Here is a 17,870-nt window from a genome sequence, read left to right as displayed (position 1 = left end):
GATGCTTTCCTATCACGCCGTGAAACTGCTCAGCCGCATCATCTGTCTGCTGCCGCACGGGACTGCCATGGTATTGGGCGAGCTTCTTGCACGGCTTGCGTGGCATTTTATTCCTGCAAAGCGAAAGACACTTGCATGCGGGCAGGTCATGCGCTGCCTCGGTGTATCGGAAGACGAGGCGGATCGCATTGCGCGCGCGAGCAGCCTGCGGTTCGGCCCCATGCTGATGGAGGTCCTGCGCTTCCCGGTCATGAAGCCGCGCATGAGCGACTATGTTACGATCGAGGGTGCCGCAGACGAGGTGCGCACGGCCATCGCAGCGGGGAAGGGCGCGATCTTTGCCACGTCCCACAGCGGCAACTGGGAGCTCATGGGCGGCGCATTCGCCTGCGCGGGATTCCCTCTCGTCGGCGTTGCAAAGCGGCAGAGCTCGGCGGGGATGGATCGCTTCATCAACGAGTACCGCGCGCTCGTCGGCATGCACGTCACCTATCGGACGGGCGTACGCGAGATGTTCCGCATGATCGGCGAGGGATGGATCATCGGACTCCTCAGCGATCAAGATCCGTCTCTGCGCGACGGCGTTATCGTCGACTTCTTCGGGCAGAAGACGAATGCTTTTACAGGCGCGGCTGCCATTGCACGGCGCTGCGAAGTGCCGATCTTCCCCGTTTTCATGCATCGCGAGCCAAGCGGCCATCACATCCTGACGGTGGAGCCCGGGATATTTGTCGAAAAGACCGATGACCGCGCTGCCGATGTGCGCCGTGTGACGCAGACGATCAACACGCGGATCGAGGAATGGATTCGAAAGTATCCTGAGGAATGGTTCTGGCTGCACGATCGTTGGAAGTCCCTCCGGGAAAATCCTGAATGGAAATAAAAAGAACTTCTGCATGAGCAAAATGTTCATGCAGAAGTTCTTTTTGTATTGGTTCAGTCATAGCGCATCAGCGACTCGACACGGATCGTACCGCTTTGCTTTGAGGACGATACGGGCGGGGGAGTCTCGGCGGCCACAGAGGCTTTTTCCTGCTCCTGCGCATCTGTTGCGGATACGGTCTCTGTCTGCAGAATCCCCGCGCGCGCAGCAATGTCGGAGAGAATCTCGCTCGCTGCGGGTGCGCTGGAATCCGGCGTCGGTGCCGCAGTGCTTGGGTTCCCCAATGGAGTGAATATGACCTCAAGAGTGTCTCCCGTTCGTATGGGGCTTGTAAAGTCGGCCTTGACGCCATTGACGAGGATCGCAAAAGAAACGCGGCTGGTTGCCGGCGGCGGCGTGAAGCCGACCGCGAGAAGTGCTTCACTGACGTTGGCACTGCCCGTTCCCTTTTGATAGGCAATGACGGCGCCGTCCTCGACGACGGTGCCGGGCGACGCTGCGCGTCCGTTGATTGTGAGTGCAAAGCCGGAGGCAGGTACCTGATGCTCCTTGCCCTCGTATGTGATGACTGCATATGATCCGGCGACGGAGAGATCAAGGATGGATTCGATCGTCGGGGCGCCGGCCTCCTCATACGTGACGGCATCACCCTCACGCAGCACGCTCGAGAGGGATGCTGCTGCTCCGTTCAGTGTGATCTTTGGGGGAGCGGAGAAGCGGCGCGTTTCACCGTTCAGCGTATAAGAGATGCCTCGCCCCGCAGGAGGGAGATTCATCGCATGGAGCATTTCGCCGAGCGTGCGTTCCGGGTGCGTGACGATCGAATTGCCGTCGCATAGGACAGGATCGCCGCTTGGCGTGTCATCGTTGAGGAGGATGCTTGCAGCAACATCTGTCTTTGCCCCGTTGAGGAGAATCGTATAGCTGTCCGTGGAGCCGATGACTTCGCTCAGATGAATCTCAGGCTGGCGGCCGTCTTCTCCCGCGACAAGCTTAATGCGGCAGTCGTCGTGGATGGGGGTATCGAGGGTTGCGCTTTTGCCGTCAACGGTGATCTGCGCGAGCGTACCCATCGTTCCCGGAAAACTGCGCCGCTCTCCGTTCACCGTGATGACAAGACCCATGCCGGGGCGCCCGTTGTATTTGCGCAGATTGATGCCCGCGGCGAGGAGGGCGTCGGAAACGTTGAGCGCGCGGAAATTGAACAGGCTGTATTCGATGTCGTTGATCCAGACGGCGAGAAAATGCAGTGTGTTGATCGAAGCGATCTTGAGGATGCCGAGCGGGGTCACTGCATCGGGGGCATGCAGCTCCGGGGGAAGATCCGCGATGCCGTCGACTTCCTCCGGCTGACGGACAGCGACACGCCCTGCGGGAATGTCAAGCGCCTCTGCAACAAGCTCCGGAATCATCGGCGTGAGTGCCCCGCCGCCTACGAGCATGACGGCCTGCGGAGGTTCGCCATTGAGTTCGAGAACCTGCTTTGCAATCGCGTCCGCGAGATTTTCAACGCCGGGCTTGATCGCGGCGACGACCTGTTCGGCGGTGAGCGAGAGCTTCATGCCGAGAATATCGGTGAAGGAGACGTCCTGACCGTCGGCCGTTTTGCGCTTGATATCCTCAGCGATGTTGAAATCGAGCAGATATTCACGCGAGATTGCCTCGGTGACCTCGTCACCCGCCATCGGCACCATGCCGTAGGCGATGACGGAGCCGCCGCGTGTAATGGCAACATCGGATGTGCCCGCGCCGATATCCACGAGGACGAGATTCAGATGGCGCATCGTCGGCGGGATGAGGACGTTGATGCCGGCGATCGGTTCGAGCGTGAGTGCCTGCATCTCCAGATGGGCCTCGCGCAGAGCCGATTGCATGGAGTCAACGACCTGCCGCGGGAGGAATGTGGCAATGACGGTCGCCTGTGCCTTGCGTCCGCGCTGTCCGACGAGCGTCTTGAGATCGTTGCCGTCGAGGGTATAGCGGATCGTGCTGTATCCGACGCAGTAATAGCGCGTCGGATCGTCGACGGTGTGGGAATGGGCGAGCCTGCGCTGTGCTTCCTGCACGCCTGCGAAGTCGAGGTCGCGCTGCTGTGCGGGTGTGATGATGCCTGTGACATCCTGCTCGGCCTCTGCCGTCATCGTATAGAGCGCACGCCCGGCAGCGGCCACGGCGACACTATGCAGCGTGCCCGTGCGTTCGGTCAGACGGCGCTTGACCTCGCGGATGACAGCGGCAACCTGCGGCACATCGTGAATCTGCCCGTCCAGCATCGCGCGCGTCTTGTGCTCCATGCGCTCGGTAGCGAGGATATGGAGCATGCCGTCTCGCTGTTCGGCGACGATGCCGATGACGCTGCGTGTCCCAATGTCAAGCGCAAAGACGAGTTCGGAAGGGCGATCGTGCCGTTCTGCCTTCTGCATCTGCGCAGATGCGTTCTTTTTCGGGCGGCCGCGTTTTTTTGCAGAGACTTCCGCCGCCGCTGTCTCCTGCACGCGTTTTCTCGGGCGGCCGCGGCGCTTTGCAGGCATATCCTCCGCGGATACATCTTCGCTTGTTTTATTCAGATCCGACATCTCGTTCTCCCCTGTAAACAATGTATACTATCTGTATCTATTCGTGTCTTTTTGAAAAAATCCTTCCCGTCGTGTGCGCTAAGTGCATACAAAAAGGTCAGAACAAAACCGCCGCATGGACAATTCCGCTCTGACCTCAAGAGAGGTGTCTGAAATGCCGTATGACTTATATGTCTATACCTGCGTAGAGCAGGTGGGTACCCTAAGTCCGGCTGCGGCGTTCACCGAGGTGCATCGCGTTCACCGAAATCAATTCGGATTCCCTGAAAGATCTGTAGGTTAGACATTGCTAAGGCATACGCACATCTAAGGCGCTCCTCCTTGTAATCATGATAGCATAAAAAAAAGTGAGCCGCAAGACTTGACAAATACGGGAACAACAATATCGTTGAAATGATATGAAATCTGTTTTTTCCGAAAACTACATCGAAATACATTCCTACCTCTTTTCCTATGGAAAATCCCGTGTTATAATATGCATAAGAATATGGAAAGTTCCAATTTTTACTGGAAAGCTGGTGTGACGGAGATGGCAAATGTTCGTGATGCGGTGAATGCGGTCATTGCCGCAATTATGGCGCAGAAAGATTATTTGACGGCATTGGACGCAAAGACAGGGGATGGAGACCACGGACTCAATATGGCGCGGGGATTCACCGCTGCGCAGGAGAGGCTCGCGGAGCTGCCCGGTGATGCGCCGGTACAGGATGTGCTTCATCATATCGGGCGCGCGTTCATCGAGAATGTCGGCGGCGCTGCAGGTCCTCTCTACGGTATTGCATTCGTGCGTGCCGGCGAGGCTGTGAACGCTAAGACGCGGCTCGACGTGGCGAGTTTTGAAAAACTCTTCACAGCCGGCATTGAGGCCATTCAGCGCCGCGGGCGTGCCGAGTACGGCGACAAGACAATGCTCGATGCGCTGATCCCGATCCGCGATGCTTTTCGCTCGGAGAATGCGGATGGGAAGAGCCTGCGCGAATGCCTTGAGGACGCACTGGATGCCGGGCGCGCAGGGGCGGAGTATACGAAGACGATCGCCGCGCGGCGCGGACGAGCCGCCATCATCGGCGAGCGCAGCATCGGCGTCGAGGACCCGGGCGCGATGAGCTCTCTCATCATGTTCCGCGCCCTCTGCAGTTATCTGCGCGGCTGATGATATTGGAGTTTGGGGGAAAACAGCTTGATAAACACGGAGATTCGTACCCGTTTCGCGCCCAGTCCTACGGGCTATATGCACATCGGCAATCTGCGCACGGCACTCTATGCCTGGCTGTTTGCGCGTGCAAATGACGGGACGTTCATCCTGCGCATTGAGGATACCGACCGCAGCCGCTACGTTGCGGATGCAGTGGAGTTCATTCGCCGCACGCTCGACGCGGCGGGGATTGTTCCTGATGAAGGGCCCGACGGCATCGGCGGAGATTACGGGCCGTACGTTCAGAGCGAACGCATGGAGATCTACAAAAAATATGCCGAGCAGCTCGTCGAAAGCGGACACGCCTACCGCTGCTTCTGCAATCATACGGAAGAGGCAGCTCCTGCGGACGGAGAGAAGTCGTTCGGCGGCTATCCGCGCACGTGCCGCGAACTCAGTCCGGAGGAAATACAGGCGCATCTCGATCGAGGCGATGCGTACGTGATTCGTCAGAAGATGCCGCTCGTCGGCGAGACCACCTTCTATGATGTGCTCCACGGCAATGTCACGATTCCGAACGCGGAGCTCGAGGATCAGGTGCTCCTCAAGCGCGACGGCATGCCGACCTATAACTTTGCCAACGTGATCGACGATCATCTGATGAAGGTGTCGCACATCATCCGCGGAACCGAGTTCATCACCTCGACGCCGAAGCACGTGCTCCTCTACGAGGCCTTCGGCTGGACGCCGCCCGTATTCGTTCATCTGGCTCCTGTCATGGGACGTGACGATGCGACGGGCAAGACGAGCAAGCTCTCAAAGCGGCACGGCGCGACGAGCTTCGACGATCTCGTAAAAATGGGATATCCCGCCGCCGCGATTGTGAACTATGTGGCGCTCCTCGGCTGGAGTCCGAAGACAACGAATCAGGAAGTCTTTTCGATGGACGAGCTGATTGAGGCATTCTCGCTCGAGGGGCTGTCGAAGTCGCCGGCCGTATTCGACTACGATAAGCTCGGCTGGATGAGCGGCGAGTATTTCAAGGCGATGACGGACGAGGAGTTCGCTGCGGCCGCGCGCCCCTTTGCCGGAGCATTGCCCGCACGTTTGGAGGAACAGTGGCCGGCGGTTGCGCATCTCCTGCGTACGCGTGTGGAGAAGCTCGGTGACGTGCGCCCGGCAATCGAATTCCTCATTGAGCCGCCGCCCTTTGATGCGCGCCTTTACGAGAATAAGCGCAACAAGGTCACCCCGGCTGCGGCACGAGAACTTCTGCCCGAACTCATCGGGATTCTCGAAGCGCTTCCGGCGGAGCGGTGGGAGAACGATCTCCTCTACGCGCTGCTCGAGGAGTGCATCGAGCGTGAAGGATGGAAGAAGGGGACCGTCATGTGGATTCTGCGCGTCGCAGCTGCAGGGCAGCAGGTGACGCCGGGCGGCGCGACCGAAATCCTCGCGATTCTCGGACGGGAGACTGGGCTCGAACGGCTTCGCTCGGCGCTTGAACAGCTCTCGGCGTAAGCCCCGGCCGGAGAAAAAAGCGCTTGCTTTTTTAGGGACCCTATGATATAGTAACTCCTGTTGACATATGTGGCGCCTTCGTCAAGTGGTTAAGACACCGCCCTCTCACGGCGGGTTCATGGGTTCGAATCCCATAGGCGTCACCAGAAGGCGCCTTCGTCAAGTGGTTAAGACACCGCCCTCTCACGGCGGGTTCATGGGTTCGAATCCCATAGGCGTCACCATCGCAATGAAATAGGAGCTGCAGGGCAGCTCCTTTTATGTTATTTATGGAAGAACAGTTCTTCTGCGCTTCCTGTGGAGAACTGCGGGGAATGCGATGCTTTTTTTGTCTATGCTCCTTATGGGTGGGATCATCGGATTCGTTGGGGCGGGCGGCAGCGGCGTCATCATCACGCTGCTCGTCGTCGGGTTCGGCGTTCCCATCCATCAGGCGCTCGCCGTTGCGCTCGGATCCATGGCGTTCACCACACTTTCGGGCGCAGTCAGTCACTATCGCGAGCATGAGGTCGTTCCTCTCACGGGGGCCGTTCTCGGTATGGGCGGACTGATCGGGGCGCTGATCGGCGCCGTGATTTCAAACCATATGGAGGCGCCGCATCTGAGCCTCTTTACAGGATTTATGCTGCTCTCGAGTGCGGTCCTCCTCTATCTGCGCATCTATCGGGCGGAGTGGCTGGGACGGCAGATTCCTGTGCGGGAGGAACTCTTAACCGGGCGGCGGCTCTATCTCTGCGGATTGCCGATCGGCTTCATCTGCGGCGTCCTCTCGGGCGCGTTCGGCATCGGATCCGCGGCATATATCCAGATTGCGCTGATGGTCGTGTTCGGCGTGCCGCTTCTGCAGGCAATCGGGACAACGATGATGATCATCGTACCGATCTCTGTCAGCGGGGGGATCGGCTATATTCTTTACGGACAGCTTGAACTTCAGCTCTTTATCCAGACGCTCGTTGGGCTCTCAGTCGGTTCATATTTCGGGGCGAAGCTCACGCATCTCGCACCGCTGCCTGTGCTGCGCTTCTGGATTGTTGCCCTGCCGGCGATCGGAGGGACGATCATGGTGCTCTTTCGATAGGATGCTGTGAATTGTTGGAGGGGAAATATATGAGGAAGTTTCTGGCGCTGGTGCTTCTTTTGACGACTGCGGCAGCGCTTATCGGCTGCGGCGAAAATTCCGTGGAGGACCGCAAGGAGCAGGCGAAGTATCGGCGCATTACGCCGGATGAGGCACAGGTGCTGATGAAGCAGGAGCAGGACTATTTGATCCTCGACGTGCGCTCGCCGGAGGAGTATGAGCAGGGGCACATCCCGCATGCGATCAACATCCCGATCGAACGTATCGGAGATGTGCCGCCGAAGGAGCTGCCGGATCGGAATCAGACGATCTTTGTTTACTGTTCCAAGGGCGTTCGCAGCATGAATGTATCCAATCGGCTTGCGCACATGGGCTATAAGAACATCGTTGAGATGGGCGGCCTGCAGGACTGGAACGGGGAGCTTGTGAAGTGATTTTTGTTTTGATATGCGAGGCATTCTTATGTTAAAGTTTTTTACGGTTTTGACGTTTGCTGTTTTAACGCTCGGCATCTTTGGATGCGGCGGCGCGCAGCCCTCCCAGGCTGCGGATGGAAAGGAGCAGGCCATGGCGGCATTTCGGCGCGTCTCCTCCGATGAGGCGGCAAAGATGATGACGGAGGAGAAGGACTATCTGATTCTGGATGTGCGGACGGCGGCGGAATATGCCGGCGGGCACCTTCCGAATGCAGTCAATGTCCCGAATGAGTCCATCGGCACGACACCTCCAAAGGAGCTGCCGGACAAGGGGCAGATGATCTTCGTCTACTGCCGGAGCGGTGCGCGCAGCCAGCAGGTGGCGCAGAAACTTGCGGCGATGGGCTACACAAACATCATCGAGATGGGCGGTATCCAGGACTGGCACGGGGAAGTCGTGAAGTAAAATCTCCGAAACGACAAGAATCTCCCGAGACGGTAAAGTCTCGGGAGATTCTTTTTGTGTCTTACGCTTTATTCTTTTGCTCCTTCAAGTTTCGGCTTCGTAAAGAAGAGGATCAAGACGATGATGCCCGCACCGAGCAGCATGTCCAGCACATACCAGAGCTTTCCGTCCACGACGCCGGTGATGGCGACGACGCCGCCGAAGGCAACGATGGAGGTGATGCCGTGCAGCATGCCGACGGCTCCAGCGATGGAGGTGCCGATCGCACAGGCAATCCATGTGCGGCGGAAGTCCTTGCCGGCGAAGGGGATTGCCCCCTCCGTGATGCCCGCAGACGAGAGGAAGAGCGCGGAGATGCCGAGCTGGCGATCCGCCGCGTCATATCGACTGCGCAGGATGAATGCGGCGAGCCCCATGCCGAGCGGGGGGATGGCGCAGCACATGCGGAACACGCCGTTTGGTCCGAGAATTCCCTCGGCCATGAGTGCCAGGGTAAATGCTGTAGCGGCCTTGCTGCATGCACCGCCGAAGTCTGCCGCAGCCAAGAGGCCGATGCCGATGCCGAGCGCCATCGCACCGGCGCCGTTCAGCTGATACATGACCTGAATCATGAACTGTACGAAGGCGTTCAGCGGAACGGTCAGAAGATAGATGTAGAACAGGCCCAGAATGAGCGTTGTAAAGAGCGGAATGAGGAAGGTCGGCATCATGGGCTGGAGAACATCCGGAACGGGGAACTTCTTCAGCCAACGGACGAAGTAGCCCACGAGAAAGCCGAGGAGCAGCGCGCCGAGAAATCCGGTGGCGATATGGGACTCGCCCATGGGCGTGTTGGCGGCGTGGCCGAGGATGAAGCCGGGGGCAATCGCCGCCTTGCTGCCGATGGCGTAGGCGATGTAGGCGCACAGCACAGGCACCATCATTGAGAATCCGGCCATGCCGAGATCGTATACGTTCTGCCAGAACTGGCTGCTCGGGATGATGCGGCCGTCCTCAACCGTACCCGTAATGAGCGTAAAGGAGAAGAGCATTCCTCCCGCGATGATGACCGGCAGGAAGTATGAAATACCGGTGTTGAAGTAGCGGAAGAGCTCTGCGCCGAGGCTGGTCTTTTCCTCCGAGGCAGAGCGCGCGGAACGGGCGGCACTGCTCTTCGTTTGCACAGCCTCAGGCGCACTCGATGCCGCGATGCTTTCCGCGCGGTCGATCAGCTCCGCCGTTTTCTTAATGGCATCGCCGGGCGTAACATCGAGAACTCTGCCTGCCGCGCGCTTGGAATCAAACCGCTCGGACATCTCGACACTGACGGCAACGGCGAGAATGACGACATCGGCAGCATCAATCTCCTCCTGGGACAGTTCATTGTCGATGCCCATGCCGCCCTGCGTCTCGATCTTGCAGTCGATGCCGCGCTTTTTGCACTCCTGCTCAAGCGCCTCCTGCGCCATATAGGTATGCGCAATGCCTGCGGTACAGGCGGATATGCCTACGATCTTCATCGGAAATCCTCCTCAATCTCTTGTAGCAGCTGGTAGACTTCCTTCTCGGAGGCTGCCTCCGAGAGCTTTTGCCGAAATGATTCGTGGATCAGTTTCTTGCTGAGCGCCGCCAGAATCTTCAAGTGCAGATTGTTGTTCTGCTCCCCGTCAGCAGCCTGCGGCACGCCAATCAGGAACACCACGCGCGCATCTTCGCCGGATTCCGTTCCCCAGGGAACAGGTGTCTTGAGGCGGGCAAAGGCGACGAACGCCTCGCCGACGCCCTCCGATTTCGCATGCGGCATGGCAACGCCGTCGATCGTGTAGGTGGCGAAAGACGCCTCGCGCTCCAATACCGCCTGCTCATATCGGTCGGCATCCAGAACACGGCTGTTTTCAAGATGGGTCAGACAGCGGATGACGTCTTCCTTTGCCGCAAAAGAATCTTCCGGAAAAACAATCAGCTTTTCATCAAACAAGAGCATCGATCCTTTCTTATGAGTACATGTCCTATGCAGGAGTCCGGCGAGGAACCGTCTGCTCGCCATAGGAAGAGCACTTTGCGCATGCGGAGAACATGCCGCGCCGTTACTTCCAGACGGACTCCGCGATCTCCTTGATGAAGCGCAGCTTGTTCCACTGCTCCTCCTCTGTCAGGATGTTGCCCTCCTCAGTCGAGGAAAAGCCGCACTGGGGACTGAGGCAGAGCTGATCGAGCGGGACGTGCTTTGCCGCCTCGTGAATGCGCGCGACAATATCCTCTCGCTTTTCCAGCATGCCGGATTTCGACGTGACAAGTCCGAGCACGACGCGCTGATCCTTGATGAAATCGAGCGGTGCAAATCCGCCCGCACGGTCAGAGTCGTACTCCAGGAAGAAGCCGTCGATGCGGCAGCCGCCGAAGAGAATCTCTGCGACCGGTTCATAGCCGCCGGACGAGAACCATGTCGAGCGGAAGTTGCCGCGGCAGATGTGCATGGTGATCGTCATATCTGCGGGCTTTGCCTCGAGCGCACGGTTGATCATCGCGACGTAGGCGCGTTCGATGCGGTCGAGGTCGAATCCGCGCGCCTCATATGCCGCGCGCTTTTCGGGATCGCAGAACTCGCCCCAGGAGGTGTCGTCGAGCTGCAGATAGCGGCAGCCCGCCTCGTAGAATGCGCGGATTGCCTTCTGATAGGCGAGGGCAATGTCCTCGAAGAGAGCATCCTCGTTCTCGTAGCGCGGGATCGGCGCATAGTCCGTCGCGCGCACGCAGCAGATGAGGTGCAGCATGCTCGGCGAGGGGATCGTCATCTTTGCGAGCGCATCGCCGGCGAGGCCGTTCAAAAAGCGGAAGTGCTCGAGGAACGGATGCGCGCCGAAGTCTACCTTGTCCGTGATCTTTACGGTTGCCGCCTTCGGCTGCGCACCCTTGAACGCGACGGACCAATGCGCCGCTCCGATCTCCTCCACGCCGCCGAGTGCTGCGAGGAAATCGAGATGCCAGTAACGCCGACGGAACTCACCGTCCGTAACGGCGCGCAGACCGACTTCCTTCTCCTTTGCGACAAGATCGCGGATCGCTGCGTCCTCTGCCTGCCGCAGCTCCTCTGCCGCGGCGTTTCCTGCCGCATAGGCCTCGCGCATTTTCATGAGCGCGGCGGGGCGCAGAAAACTGCCTACAATATCGTAGCGAAAAGGTGCCTTTGTATGGTTCATAACAAATCCTCCTACTGTTTTGGTCCTTCGATATCCGCACCTTTCTCGTGCGGGGATAATTCATTGTAACACAGAATACCATCGATGTGTTGTTCTTGAAGCACAAAAATAACGGCAGTTTTTTCAGTATCTCTCGAGTGCCTTTGCATTGAGAATCGAAAAAAGGAAATTTTGTGATAAAATCAGAAGATGAGGGATCTCACCGGGGCATGCGTCTTGCCCTGTCAGATGTGTGTATGCTATAATACTTTTATCATTTGTGTAGAATTGAGGAGAGTGCGGCGCGCATGAGAGGTGCAGAGGCAGTTCTGGCATGTCTGCGGGAGCAGGGCGTGGACACGTTGTTCGGCTATCCGGGCGGGATGATCTTGCCACTTTATGATGCTCTCTACGGACAGAAGGAGATTCGTCAGATCCTCGTGACGCATGAGCAGAATGCCGCACACGCGGCGGACGGCTATGCACGCGCAACGGGCCGCGTCGGCGTCTGCATCGCGACATCGGGACCGGGCGCGACAAATCTCGTCACGGGACTTGCGACGGCGTATATGGACTCGATCCCGCTGGTCGCGATCACGGGGCAGGTGGATATCGCCATGCTCGGCCGCGATGCGTTCCAGGAGACGGATATCCTTGATGTGACGATGCCCGTGACGAAGCATAACTATAAGATCAAGGATGCGGCGGATCTCGTGCCGACGATCCGCCGGGCATTTGAGCTCGCGCGCAGCGGACGCCCGGGGCCGGTGCTGATTGATGTGCCGCGCAATCTCTTCTTTGAAGAGGTCGCCTATACGGCCGAGGAACCGCGTGTCTATGCACCGGGGAAGCCGGACGCGGACTTTATCATCTGCGCGGCGGAGGCAGCGGCGGAGATCGTGCGCGCGGAGCGCCCGCTCGTGATTGTGGGCGGCGGCGTGATCTCGGCGGGGACATCGGCGGAAGTTGCGGCCTTTATTGAGAAATACCATCTGCCTGTGGTGCATACACTGATGGGCATGGGGGCCCTGCCGAGCAGCCATCCGCAGATGCTCGGCTTTGCCGGGATGCACGGGGAGAAAGCGGCGAACTATGCGATCGGTGCCGCCGATCTCGTCATTGCGCTCGGCAGCCGCTTTGCCGATCGGCAGACCGGCAATCTCAGCAAGTATATGGCGGACCGCAAGTTTATCCACATCGACATTGATCCTGCGGAGATCGACAAGAATGTCGAGAACAGCCTCGGTCTGGCGGGCGATATGCGGACGATCCTGAAGCTGCTTATGCGCCAAGCGCCAAAGAGCGACCTCTCTGCGTGGTGGGCACAGATCCGCACGTGGCAGGAGGAGCACGACTACGACTACCATGTCGGGCGCCTGACGGTGCCGTGGGCGCTGCACCAGATTGCGCAGAACACGGCGGGCAAGGCGTACGCCTATGCGACGGACGTGGGGCAGCACCAGATGTGGGCGGCACTCCATCTGCGCGTGGAGGAGCCGCGGACGTGGCTGACCTCGGGCGGCCTCGGCACGATGGGCTACGGACTGCCTGCGGCGATGGGGGCGCAGATCGCGTGGGGCGACAGCCGCCGCATGATTCACATTGCAGGCGACGGCGGCATCAAGATGACGGGCAATGAGTACTATACGATTGCGCGCCTCGATCTGCCCATACTCTCAATCCTTGTGAACAACCGCAGCCTCGGCATGATCCGTCAGCTGCAGAAGGTGCTCTACGACGAGCGCTACATCGCATGCGAACTCGATCATGCGATGGACTACGTGAAATACGCGGAGAGTTTCGGCATCAAGGCGGCGCGCGTCGCGACGCAGGAGGAGTTCGCAGCGGCGCTCTCCGGTGCGCTCGAGGACCGAACACATCCGCGCGTGATTGTGATGGATGTGTGGCGCAGTTTCGTGGAGCCGATGACGAAAGGCGGTGCGCGCATTGATGAGTTTGTCGACTTTAAGTAAACGTCTGCCGGCTGCGCGCAGTCAGCAGGGATTTTCTCTTCTCTCGACGCTTTTGGCCGTGATGATCCTCGCGGTGATTCTCGCGATTGCCGTGCCGCGCTTCTCGTCTGCAATCGCAACGGCGAATACGGTCAAGGTGCAGGCCGATCTCACGGCACTTGATACGGCGATCGTGCTCTACCAGACGGCAAAGGGGAAAGCCCCCGGCAGCATCGACGATCTGACGGAGTATGTGACGGATCTCAAGAATCTCAAACCGCCGTCGGGCAGTGTGCGCGTCGGCGATCAGGAAGTCTCGATGGAAAACGCGGCGTATAAAGTGGAGAAGAAGGCCGGTGTCTGGCGCGCGACCTGTGCGGGGCGCACGGCGGAGGAGTACCACGCGAAGCAGTGAGGAGGAGCGGAGAATATGCTGGAAAGGGCGGCGCAGCTTTTTCCCGCACGGCGTGAGGGGATTTTGCTCCTCGTCTTTTGGCTGCTCGCTGAGTTCGGCATTATTTTTTCTGCGGGGATGGGTATGCGCAGCGTCTGCGGAGGAATTTTCGCGGCGGCGCTTCTGTGGCTCTCCTTTTTGGATCTGCGGGACGGCATGCTCTATGACTGTATTACACTGCCGTTTGCGGCGCTCGGACTTGTTTTTTCGATGGCCGGGGTTGGATCTGTGACGGATGCGATGATTGGCGGGACGCTTTGCGGCGTCTTATTTTATTGCCTGTATATCGCCGCGCGCGGCGGTCTGGGCGGCGGGGATGTGAAGCTTGCCGCGGGGCTCGGCCTTTGGCTCGGCTGGGAGGCGGCGGTGATCGCGCTCTGGATCGCATTCATGCTCGGCGGCACGGCAGCGGCGGTTCTCCTCATCACGGGCCGCAGGAAGCGACACGATGGAATTCCGTTCGGCCCGTTTTTGGCGCTGGGCGGATACATTGGCTTTATTGCCGGCGATTATCTCTGGCGCCTCTACTGGGGGACGGGGTGATGCGCTGCCGGCAGGAGCGGGGGATTGTTCTGTTGAACATATTGCTCGCGCTCTCCATTTTCGCCGTGCTGCTCTCGACGGTGCTTCCGGCGGCGCGTTCCATTTACGCGCATGCGGCGGTGGAGTATGAGGCGATGTGTCTTATCGGTGAGCTGCGCCGTGTTCAGGCGATCAGCCGCACGACGGCGATGCCGCTCTACATGATGGAGCGTCCTCTGTCCTCTGAGCGTGCACCTCAGATCCGAATACGGTACGGGACCTACGAGCTGCATCATCCCTTTCAGCAGGACCGCGTGCATATGCCGCTGCCTTTCGTACACATCACACAGGAGACGATGGGAGAAACGCCCGTGGCCTTCACGCGAAACGGAGATATCGAGAGGATCTGGAGCCATAATATGAAGATACGCGTCTATGCGCAGGGCTATGAGCACGAGAGCTTGTATGTCGTGATCGACCGTGCAGCGCGGATTCGCCTGCAGAGGGGCGGGAAGGATGCAGCGGATGAAGAGGAGTGAGGAGGCCGGATGGGCGCTCTTTGAGGCTGTGATGCTCGGGCTGATCGTACTCGCTGCAGCTGCTGTGATCGGTGTATTTGCGCGCACGGCAATCCTCGAAGAACATTCTGCGGCACGCATGGACGCGGCGCTCCTCGCGCGCGGGCAGTTTTCGGCAATGGAGGCGGCGCTCGACCGTGGGATTCCTCCGACGGCCGGGGTCTCCGAGATCAGTGCGAACAATGTATCGTATACAGTGCAGACAGAGGTCGTTCGGCAGGGAGATTTTCATGATGTGCATCTGCTTGTTTCGTGGCGGATTTTCGGACGTGCAGAGGCGGCTGATTTTGTGCGGAGGATGAAAGAACATGTGCGGACACAGGGAAATCTCTGAACGGCACGGCGAGGCGGGAATGCTGCTGATGGAGCTTGCGGTGAGTCTGCCTGTCTTTGTGCTGCTGCTCAGCCTCCTGGCCTTTGCGGTCACGTGGAGTTGGCGCAGCTATCAGCGCGAAATTGCGGATGCGGAGCTGCGGCAGGAGATGCAGATCGCAGCAGCACGGATTGTGGAGTCCGCATTGCTCTCCGATCATATCCGAGAATACATGACGGGCGTCTACGAGATGCGGCAGAAAGTGCGGCGCGGCGATCAATCGGAGCAGGCTCTTGATCGCTATTGGCTGCGGAACGGTCGGATTGTGCTCAACTACGCGTCGTTTCCCATCACGGGGTCATTTGCGGGGGCGGGCGTATCTGTCTCCGCTTTCTCGATTACCCCCGATCTGTGGAATCCGCGTCTCTATCACATCGCCATAACGGGGACGAGCGCGGCGACCGGGCGTACACATCGGATTGAGACGAGCGTCTATCTGCGGGAGAACATGAGTGGATACTGAGTGCCTGCTTCGGGATGAGCGCGGTCTTACATCCGCCGTCGGCCTCTGCGCGCTGATGGTTTTGATCCTGCTTGCGCTTGCGGCAGCTCAGTTCATGCGCGGCGGGAGCAGTGTTTCTGCGGAGTATGAGCGGGAGATGCAGCTGCGCCTTGCGGCGGAGAGCGGCATCGAGACGGCGGCAGCAGGCCTGGAACGGGCGGCGGATGCCTACGGCCCGCCGCTGCGCGAAGGGCGCATGCCGATTGCGGTGGGCGAGGTTCCTGCAGCGGAGAATACAGCGCTGTCTGTCTATATCGAGGTGCCTTTGCCGGGCGAAGCGGACGGCTGCATCTATCTGGTCGCTGCCGCCATAGATGAGGGGGAGGCGCGCATGCCCGACGGAGAGAATTGGAAACGCGCGAAAATTGTCCGTGCGCTCATGGAGAAGAAGGGAGATCGCTATGTTTGGCGGCGCTGGTTCTAGTCTGCGTTGGAAGGCGCGCGAAGCGGCAGGCGTCTACGTATCGGCGGATACTATCGCGCTTGTTCGCCTTTTTGCTCCCGAGGATATGGGAGGGGCGTGGATGGTATCGGAATCGCATATTACGGAAAATCGCGGCACAGACGGCTCGGAGGCAACGGCTCTTGCCTCCCGTGTGCACGAGGAACTCCTGCGCGTAGGATGGGAGAATCTGCCGCTTGCATTTGCTGTGCCCGAAGGTGCGGCGCAGACGAAGGAGCAGGAATTGCCGGCTCCGCTTGCCGCACCCGAGCTGCGGGATGCGCTCCTCTGGTCGCTGCGTGCGGCGGCGGATGCAGAAGGGACTGTGCTGCCGGCGGATATCTGCATTTGCTGTGCACCGCTTCCGGGGACATCTCCGCAGCGCTTCTGGACGGCGTGGATGGATGCGGCACGGGTACGGGAATACTTCTCTTCGTTTGCTGCCGCGGGTCTGCACCTGCGGCGGGTGACGGTCTGTCCGCCGCAGGGCGGCATCTGCGCGGAGACGATCGCACGCGCCTGCGCGCCGCAGATGCCGTGGGAGACGGCGAAGACGGAGCCGGACGAGCTTCTGCCCGCCGTCTATGCGGGCCTTCTCATGGATGCAAAAACCCCGGCGCATCTGTATTGGTCCGAACGGAAAAATCCTCTCGGATGGCTGCGCCCGCATGCGGCGTCTGTGATCGCCGCGGCGGCGACGGCGGCATTCCTTGCAGCGGCGGGCGCGGACATTGCTTCCTATGAGCAGGCACAGCGCGCGTGTACGCAGGCGGAGGAGGAACTGGCGCTGCGCGGAGCGGATCTCCGGCGCATGGAAGAGTTCTCTGCGATGCACAGAGATGCCGTTCAGCACGAGCAGGCATGGATGACATTCGCGGCCGCATCTTCGCCTCTTCGCGCACTGCTCGTTCATCTGGGCGCTGCAGCGGCGGATGGAATTCGTCTCACAGGGATAACGACATCGGCGGAGCGTGTGCGCATTGAGGGAGAGGCGGAGAGTTATGAGTCGCTTTCCGCTGCAATTCGCCGCATGGAGGAGCAAAAATTTTTCTCCTCGGATCTGATGCCCGCATATGCGGGACAGGAGGGAGCGGAGGATGGACGCATCCGTTTTGTTCTGGAGACGCATTGGTAGAGGGGGACGATATGCAGAATCTTTCAGAGCGTCAGCGCATCGAGATCGCGCTGATCTGGGCGTGTGCCCTCCTGCTGATCTATCTGTTTGCACTCGCTCCGCTTCTGACGGCGGAACGGACGGCCGCACTTGTGCAGCGGGACCGTTCGCGCGCCCAGCTTGCGCGTGTCGAGGAGTATCAGCATACGCTGCTGTCGGACGGGCAGGCAGAGGAAAAACTGCGCGTGCGCATGGCGCGGGCTGCGGCAGCTCTGCCGAACGAGAGCCGACAGGGAGCGTTTGTTCATCGCGCGGAACAGCTTGCTCGGCGCAGCGGCGTCACCATTGAGGGGATTGTGCTGCATGCGCCGCGTGAAGAAGAGGAGATCGTCATCCGGCCGGTGGAGCTTAAATTTTACGGCGGATACTTTCAGATTCTCGATTTCCTGCGTGCCGTCCAGGAAGACGAACGTGCCGTTCAATTCGGCAGCTTCGTGCTGACGACGCAGGCACATGAACTGCACTGCACACTTACAGTGAATCTTGCGTCGCTGCATGGGGAAAATGATGAGGAACAGCTGCCGCCCGTGCGTCGGGGCGATCGAGGAGAATAGGGATTCGGGCATGCGGAGTATGCGTACGCGCGGCAGAAAATGGACAGTGTTGCAGGAAAAGGCGATATTGCATCGAATTTATTTCA

19 protein-coding genes and 2 tRNA genes are annotated in these 17,870 nt (G+C 59.4%); 17 read left to right on the top strand and 4 right to left on the bottom strand.

The genetic code is table 11. The annotated features are described in order from the left end of the window. The first annotated feature begins 1 nt into the window (after position 1). Entirely contained in the window at positions 2-883 is an 882-nt protein-coding gene (locus HMPREF7545_RS01075) for a lysophospholipid acyltransferase family protein (RefSeq protein WP_006693808.1), read from the top strand. Positions 884-936: 53 nt separating this feature from the next. Here the strand turns inward: HMPREF7545_RS01075 and HMPREF7545_RS01070 are convergent, their stop codons facing one another. Then, positions 937-3,459 (bottom strand): cell division protein FtsA, encoded by a 2,523-nt coding sequence (locus HMPREF7545_RS01070; RefSeq protein ID WP_006693807.1) that lies wholly within the window; start codon positions 3,457-3,459, stop codon positions 937-939. A gap of 529 nt (positions 3,460-3,988) precedes the next feature. Between HMPREF7545_RS01070 and dhaL the strand changes: the two genes are divergently transcribed. The 7 genes from dhaL (at position 3,989) to HMPREF7545_RS01030 (ending at position 8,075) form a co-directional block, all read left to right on the top strand. After that, positions 3,989-4,612: a dihydroxyacetone kinase subunit DhaL gene (gene dhaL / locus HMPREF7545_RS01060; protein WP_231237714.1), complete on the top strand. Its 624-nt coding sequence runs from the start codon at positions 3,989-3,991 to the stop codon at positions 4,610-4,612. 30 nt (positions 4,613-4,642) lie between these two features. Then, positions 4,643-6,115, top strand: coding sequence for a glutamate--tRNA ligase (gltX, locus tag HMPREF7545_RS01055; protein WP_040571108.1), 1,473 nt, complete (start codon positions 4,643-4,645; stop codon positions 6,113-6,115). Between the two features lie 71 nt (positions 6,116-6,186). Next, positions 6,187-6,261: transfer RNA gene (locus HMPREF7545_RS01050), tRNA-Glu, on the top strand. A 3-nt stretch (positions 6,262-6,264) separates the two neighbouring features. Next, positions 6,265-6,339 (top strand) — tRNA-Glu (locus HMPREF7545_RS01045). Between the two features lie 95 nt (positions 6,340-6,434). Then, positions 6,435-7,193, top strand: coding sequence for a sulfite exporter TauE/SafE family protein (locus tag HMPREF7545_RS01040; protein WP_006693804.1), 759 nt, complete (start codon positions 6,435-6,437; stop codon positions 7,191-7,193). A gap of 29 nt (positions 7,194-7,222) precedes the next feature. After that, the gene (locus HMPREF7545_RS01035) at positions 7,223-7,627 is read left to right on the top strand and encodes a rhodanese-like domain-containing protein (protein ID WP_006693803.1); all 405 of its coding nucleotides are present in this window, start codon (positions 7,223-7,225) and stop codon (positions 7,625-7,627) included. Positions 7,628-7,655: 28 nt separating this feature from the next. After that, a complete protein-coding gene (locus tag HMPREF7545_RS01030) occupies positions 7,656-8,075 on the top strand; it encodes a rhodanese-like domain-containing protein (RefSeq protein WP_040571078.1) in 420 nt (139 codons plus the stop codon). A gap of 68 nt (positions 8,076-8,143) precedes the next feature. Here HMPREF7545_RS01030 and HMPREF7545_RS01025 read toward each other — a convergent pair whose 3' ends face one another. The 3 genes from HMPREF7545_RS01025 to HMPREF7545_RS01015 all read right to left on the bottom strand — a co-directional run bounded on the left by HMPREF7545_RS01025 (position 8,144) and on the right by HMPREF7545_RS01015 (position 11,254). Then, a complete protein-coding gene (locus tag HMPREF7545_RS01025; RefSeq protein ID WP_006693801.1) occupies positions 8,144-9,574 on the bottom strand; it encodes a PTS fructose transporter subunit IIC in 1,431 nt (476 codons plus the stop codon). Continuing rightward, positions 9,571-10,038: a PTS sugar transporter subunit IIA gene (locus HMPREF7545_RS01020; RefSeq protein WP_006693800.1), complete on the bottom strand. Its 468-nt coding sequence runs from the start codon at positions 10,036-10,038 to the stop codon at positions 9,571-9,573. The genes HMPREF7545_RS01025 and HMPREF7545_RS01020 overlap by 4 nt, the downstream gene beginning before the upstream one ends. A 103-nt stretch (positions 10,039-10,141) precedes the next feature. After that, entirely contained in the window at positions 10,142-11,254 is a 1,113-nt protein-coding gene (locus HMPREF7545_RS01015; protein ID WP_006693799.1) for a 5-methyltetrahydropteroyltriglutamate--homocysteine S-methyltransferase, read from the bottom strand. Between the two features lie 287 nt (positions 11,255-11,541). On the opposite strand from HMPREF7545_RS01015, the gene ilvB reads away from it, so the two are divergent. Genes ilvB through pilO form a run of 9 tightly spaced genes read left to right on the top strand, consistent with a single transcriptional unit; the run spans position 11,542 to position 17,784 of the window. Next, a complete protein-coding gene (gene ilvB, locus HMPREF7545_RS01010; RefSeq protein WP_006693798.1) occupies positions 11,542-13,206 on the top strand; it encodes a biosynthetic-type acetolactate synthase large subunit in 1,665 nt (554 codons plus the stop codon). Beyond that, entirely contained in the window at positions 13,184-13,600 is a 417-nt protein-coding gene (locus HMPREF7545_RS01005; RefSeq protein WP_037372567.1) for a competence type IV pilus major pilin ComGC, read from the top strand. The genes ilvB and HMPREF7545_RS01005 overlap by 23 nt, the downstream gene beginning before the upstream one ends. 15 nt (positions 13,601-13,615) lie before the next feature. Beyond that, complete coding sequence (locus HMPREF7545_RS01000; RefSeq protein ID WP_006693796.1) at positions 13,616-14,182, top strand: prepilin peptidase; 567 nt, start codon at positions 13,616-13,618, stop codon at positions 14,180-14,182. Continuing rightward, positions 14,182-14,700, top strand: coding sequence for a pilus assembly FimT family protein (locus HMPREF7545_RS00995; protein WP_006693795.1), 519 nt, complete (start codon positions 14,182-14,184; stop codon positions 14,698-14,700). Before HMPREF7545_RS01000 ends, HMPREF7545_RS00995 begins: the two co-directional genes overlap by 1 nt. After that, positions 14,687-15,073: a type II secretion system protein gene (locus HMPREF7545_RS00990; RefSeq protein ID WP_155812196.1), complete on the top strand. Its 387-nt coding sequence runs from the start codon at positions 14,687-14,689 to the stop codon at positions 15,071-15,073. The genes HMPREF7545_RS00995 and HMPREF7545_RS00990 overlap by 14 nt, the downstream gene beginning before the upstream one ends. Then, complete coding sequence (locus tag HMPREF7545_RS00985) at positions 15,048-15,575, top strand: hypothetical protein (protein WP_040571077.1); 528 nt, start codon at positions 15,048-15,050, stop codon at positions 15,573-15,575. The genes HMPREF7545_RS00990 and HMPREF7545_RS00985 overlap by 26 nt, the downstream gene beginning before the upstream one ends. Further along, on the top strand, positions 15,565-16,038 hold the full coding sequence (locus HMPREF7545_RS00980) for a hypothetical protein (protein WP_006693792.1): 474 nt from the start codon (positions 15,565-15,567) through the stop codon (positions 16,036-16,038). Before HMPREF7545_RS00985 ends, HMPREF7545_RS00980 begins: the two co-directional genes overlap by 11 nt. Next, positions 16,016-17,191: a PilN domain-containing protein gene (locus HMPREF7545_RS00975; protein ID WP_006693791.1), complete on the top strand. Its 1,176-nt coding sequence runs from the start codon at positions 16,016-16,018 to the stop codon at positions 17,189-17,191. The genes HMPREF7545_RS00980 and HMPREF7545_RS00975 overlap by 23 nt, the downstream gene beginning before the upstream one ends. Before the next feature lie 11 nt (positions 17,192-17,202). After that, complete coding sequence (gene pilO, locus HMPREF7545_RS00970; protein WP_040571076.1) at positions 17,203-17,784, top strand: type 4a pilus biogenesis protein PilO; 582 nt, start codon at positions 17,203-17,205, stop codon at positions 17,782-17,784. The last annotated feature ends 86 nt before the right edge of the window (positions 17,785-17,870 follow it).

This window comes from Centipeda noxia ATCC 43541, assembly GCF_000160555.1.
Classification (GTDB): Bacteria; Bacillota; Negativicutes; order Selenomonadales; family Selenomonadaceae; genus Centipeda; species Centipeda noxia.
This window is presented reverse-complemented; position numbering and strand designations above follow the sequence as displayed.

Excerpts from the sequence above, each read along its gene's own strand:
- HMPREF7545_RS00985 (WP_040571077.1), top strand. The coding sequence starts at position 15,048 with ATGTGCGGACACAGGGAAATCTCTGAACGGCACGGCGAGGCGGGAATG.
- HMPREF7545_RS01005 (WP_037372567.1), top strand. The coding sequence starts at position 13,184 with ATGAGTTTGTCGACTTTAAGTAAACGTCTGCCGGCTGCGCGCAGTCAG.
- HMPREF7545_RS01035 (WP_006693803.1), top strand. The coding sequence starts at position 7,223 with ATGAGGAAGTTTCTGGCGCTGGTGCTTCTTTTGACGACTGCGGCAGCG.
- HMPREF7545_RS01020 (WP_006693800.1), bottom strand. The coding sequence starts at position 10,038 with ATGCTCTTGTTTGATGAAAAGCTGATTGTTTTTCCGGAAGATTCTTTT.
- HMPREF7545_RS01040 (WP_006693804.1), top strand. The coding sequence starts at position 6,435 with ATGCTTTTTTTGTCTATGCTCCTTATGGGTGGGATCATCGGATTCGTT.
- HMPREF7545_RS00975 (WP_006693791.1), top strand. The coding sequence starts at position 16,016 with ATGTTTGGCGGCGCTGGTTCTAGTCTGCGTTGGAAGGCGCGCGAAGCG.
- HMPREF7545_RS01075 (WP_006693808.1), top strand. The coding sequence starts at position 2 with ATGCTTTCCTATCACGCCGTGAAACTGCTCAGCCGCATCATCTGTCTG.
- HMPREF7545_RS00995 (WP_006693795.1), top strand. The coding sequence starts at position 14,182 with ATGCGCTGCCGGCAGGAGCGGGGGATTGTTCTGTTGAACATATTGCTC.
- HMPREF7545_RS01025 (WP_006693801.1), bottom strand. The coding sequence starts at position 9,574 with ATGAAGATCGTAGGCATATCCGCCTGTACCGCAGGCATTGCGCATACC.
- pilO (WP_040571076.1), top strand. The coding sequence starts at position 17,203 with ATGCAGAATCTTTCAGAGCGTCAGCGCATCGAGATCGCGCTGATCTGG.
- HMPREF7545_RS00990 (WP_155812196.1), top strand. The coding sequence starts at position 14,687 with ATGAAGAGGAGTGAGGAGGCCGGATGGGCGCTCTTTGAGGCTGTGATG.
- ilvB (WP_006693798.1), top strand. The coding sequence starts at position 11,542 with ATGAGAGGTGCAGAGGCAGTTCTGGCATGTCTGCGGGAGCAGGGCGTG.
- HMPREF7545_RS01000 (WP_006693796.1), top strand. The coding sequence starts at position 13,616 with ATGCTGGAAAGGGCGGCGCAGCTTTTTCCCGCACGGCGTGAGGGGATT.
- dhaL (WP_231237714.1), top strand. The coding sequence starts at position 3,989 with ATGGCAAATGTTCGTGATGCGGTGAATGCGGTCATTGCCGCAATTATG.
- HMPREF7545_RS01070 (WP_006693807.1), bottom strand. The coding sequence starts at position 3,459 with ATGTCGGATCTGAATAAAACAAGCGAAGATGTATCCGCGGAGGATATG.
- HMPREF7545_RS01015 (WP_006693799.1), bottom strand. The coding sequence starts at position 11,254 with ATGAACCATACAAAGGCACCTTTTCGCTACGATATTGTAGGCAGTTTT.
- HMPREF7545_RS01030 (WP_040571078.1), top strand. The coding sequence starts at position 7,656 with ATGTTAAAGTTTTTTACGGTTTTGACGTTTGCTGTTTTAACGCTCGGC.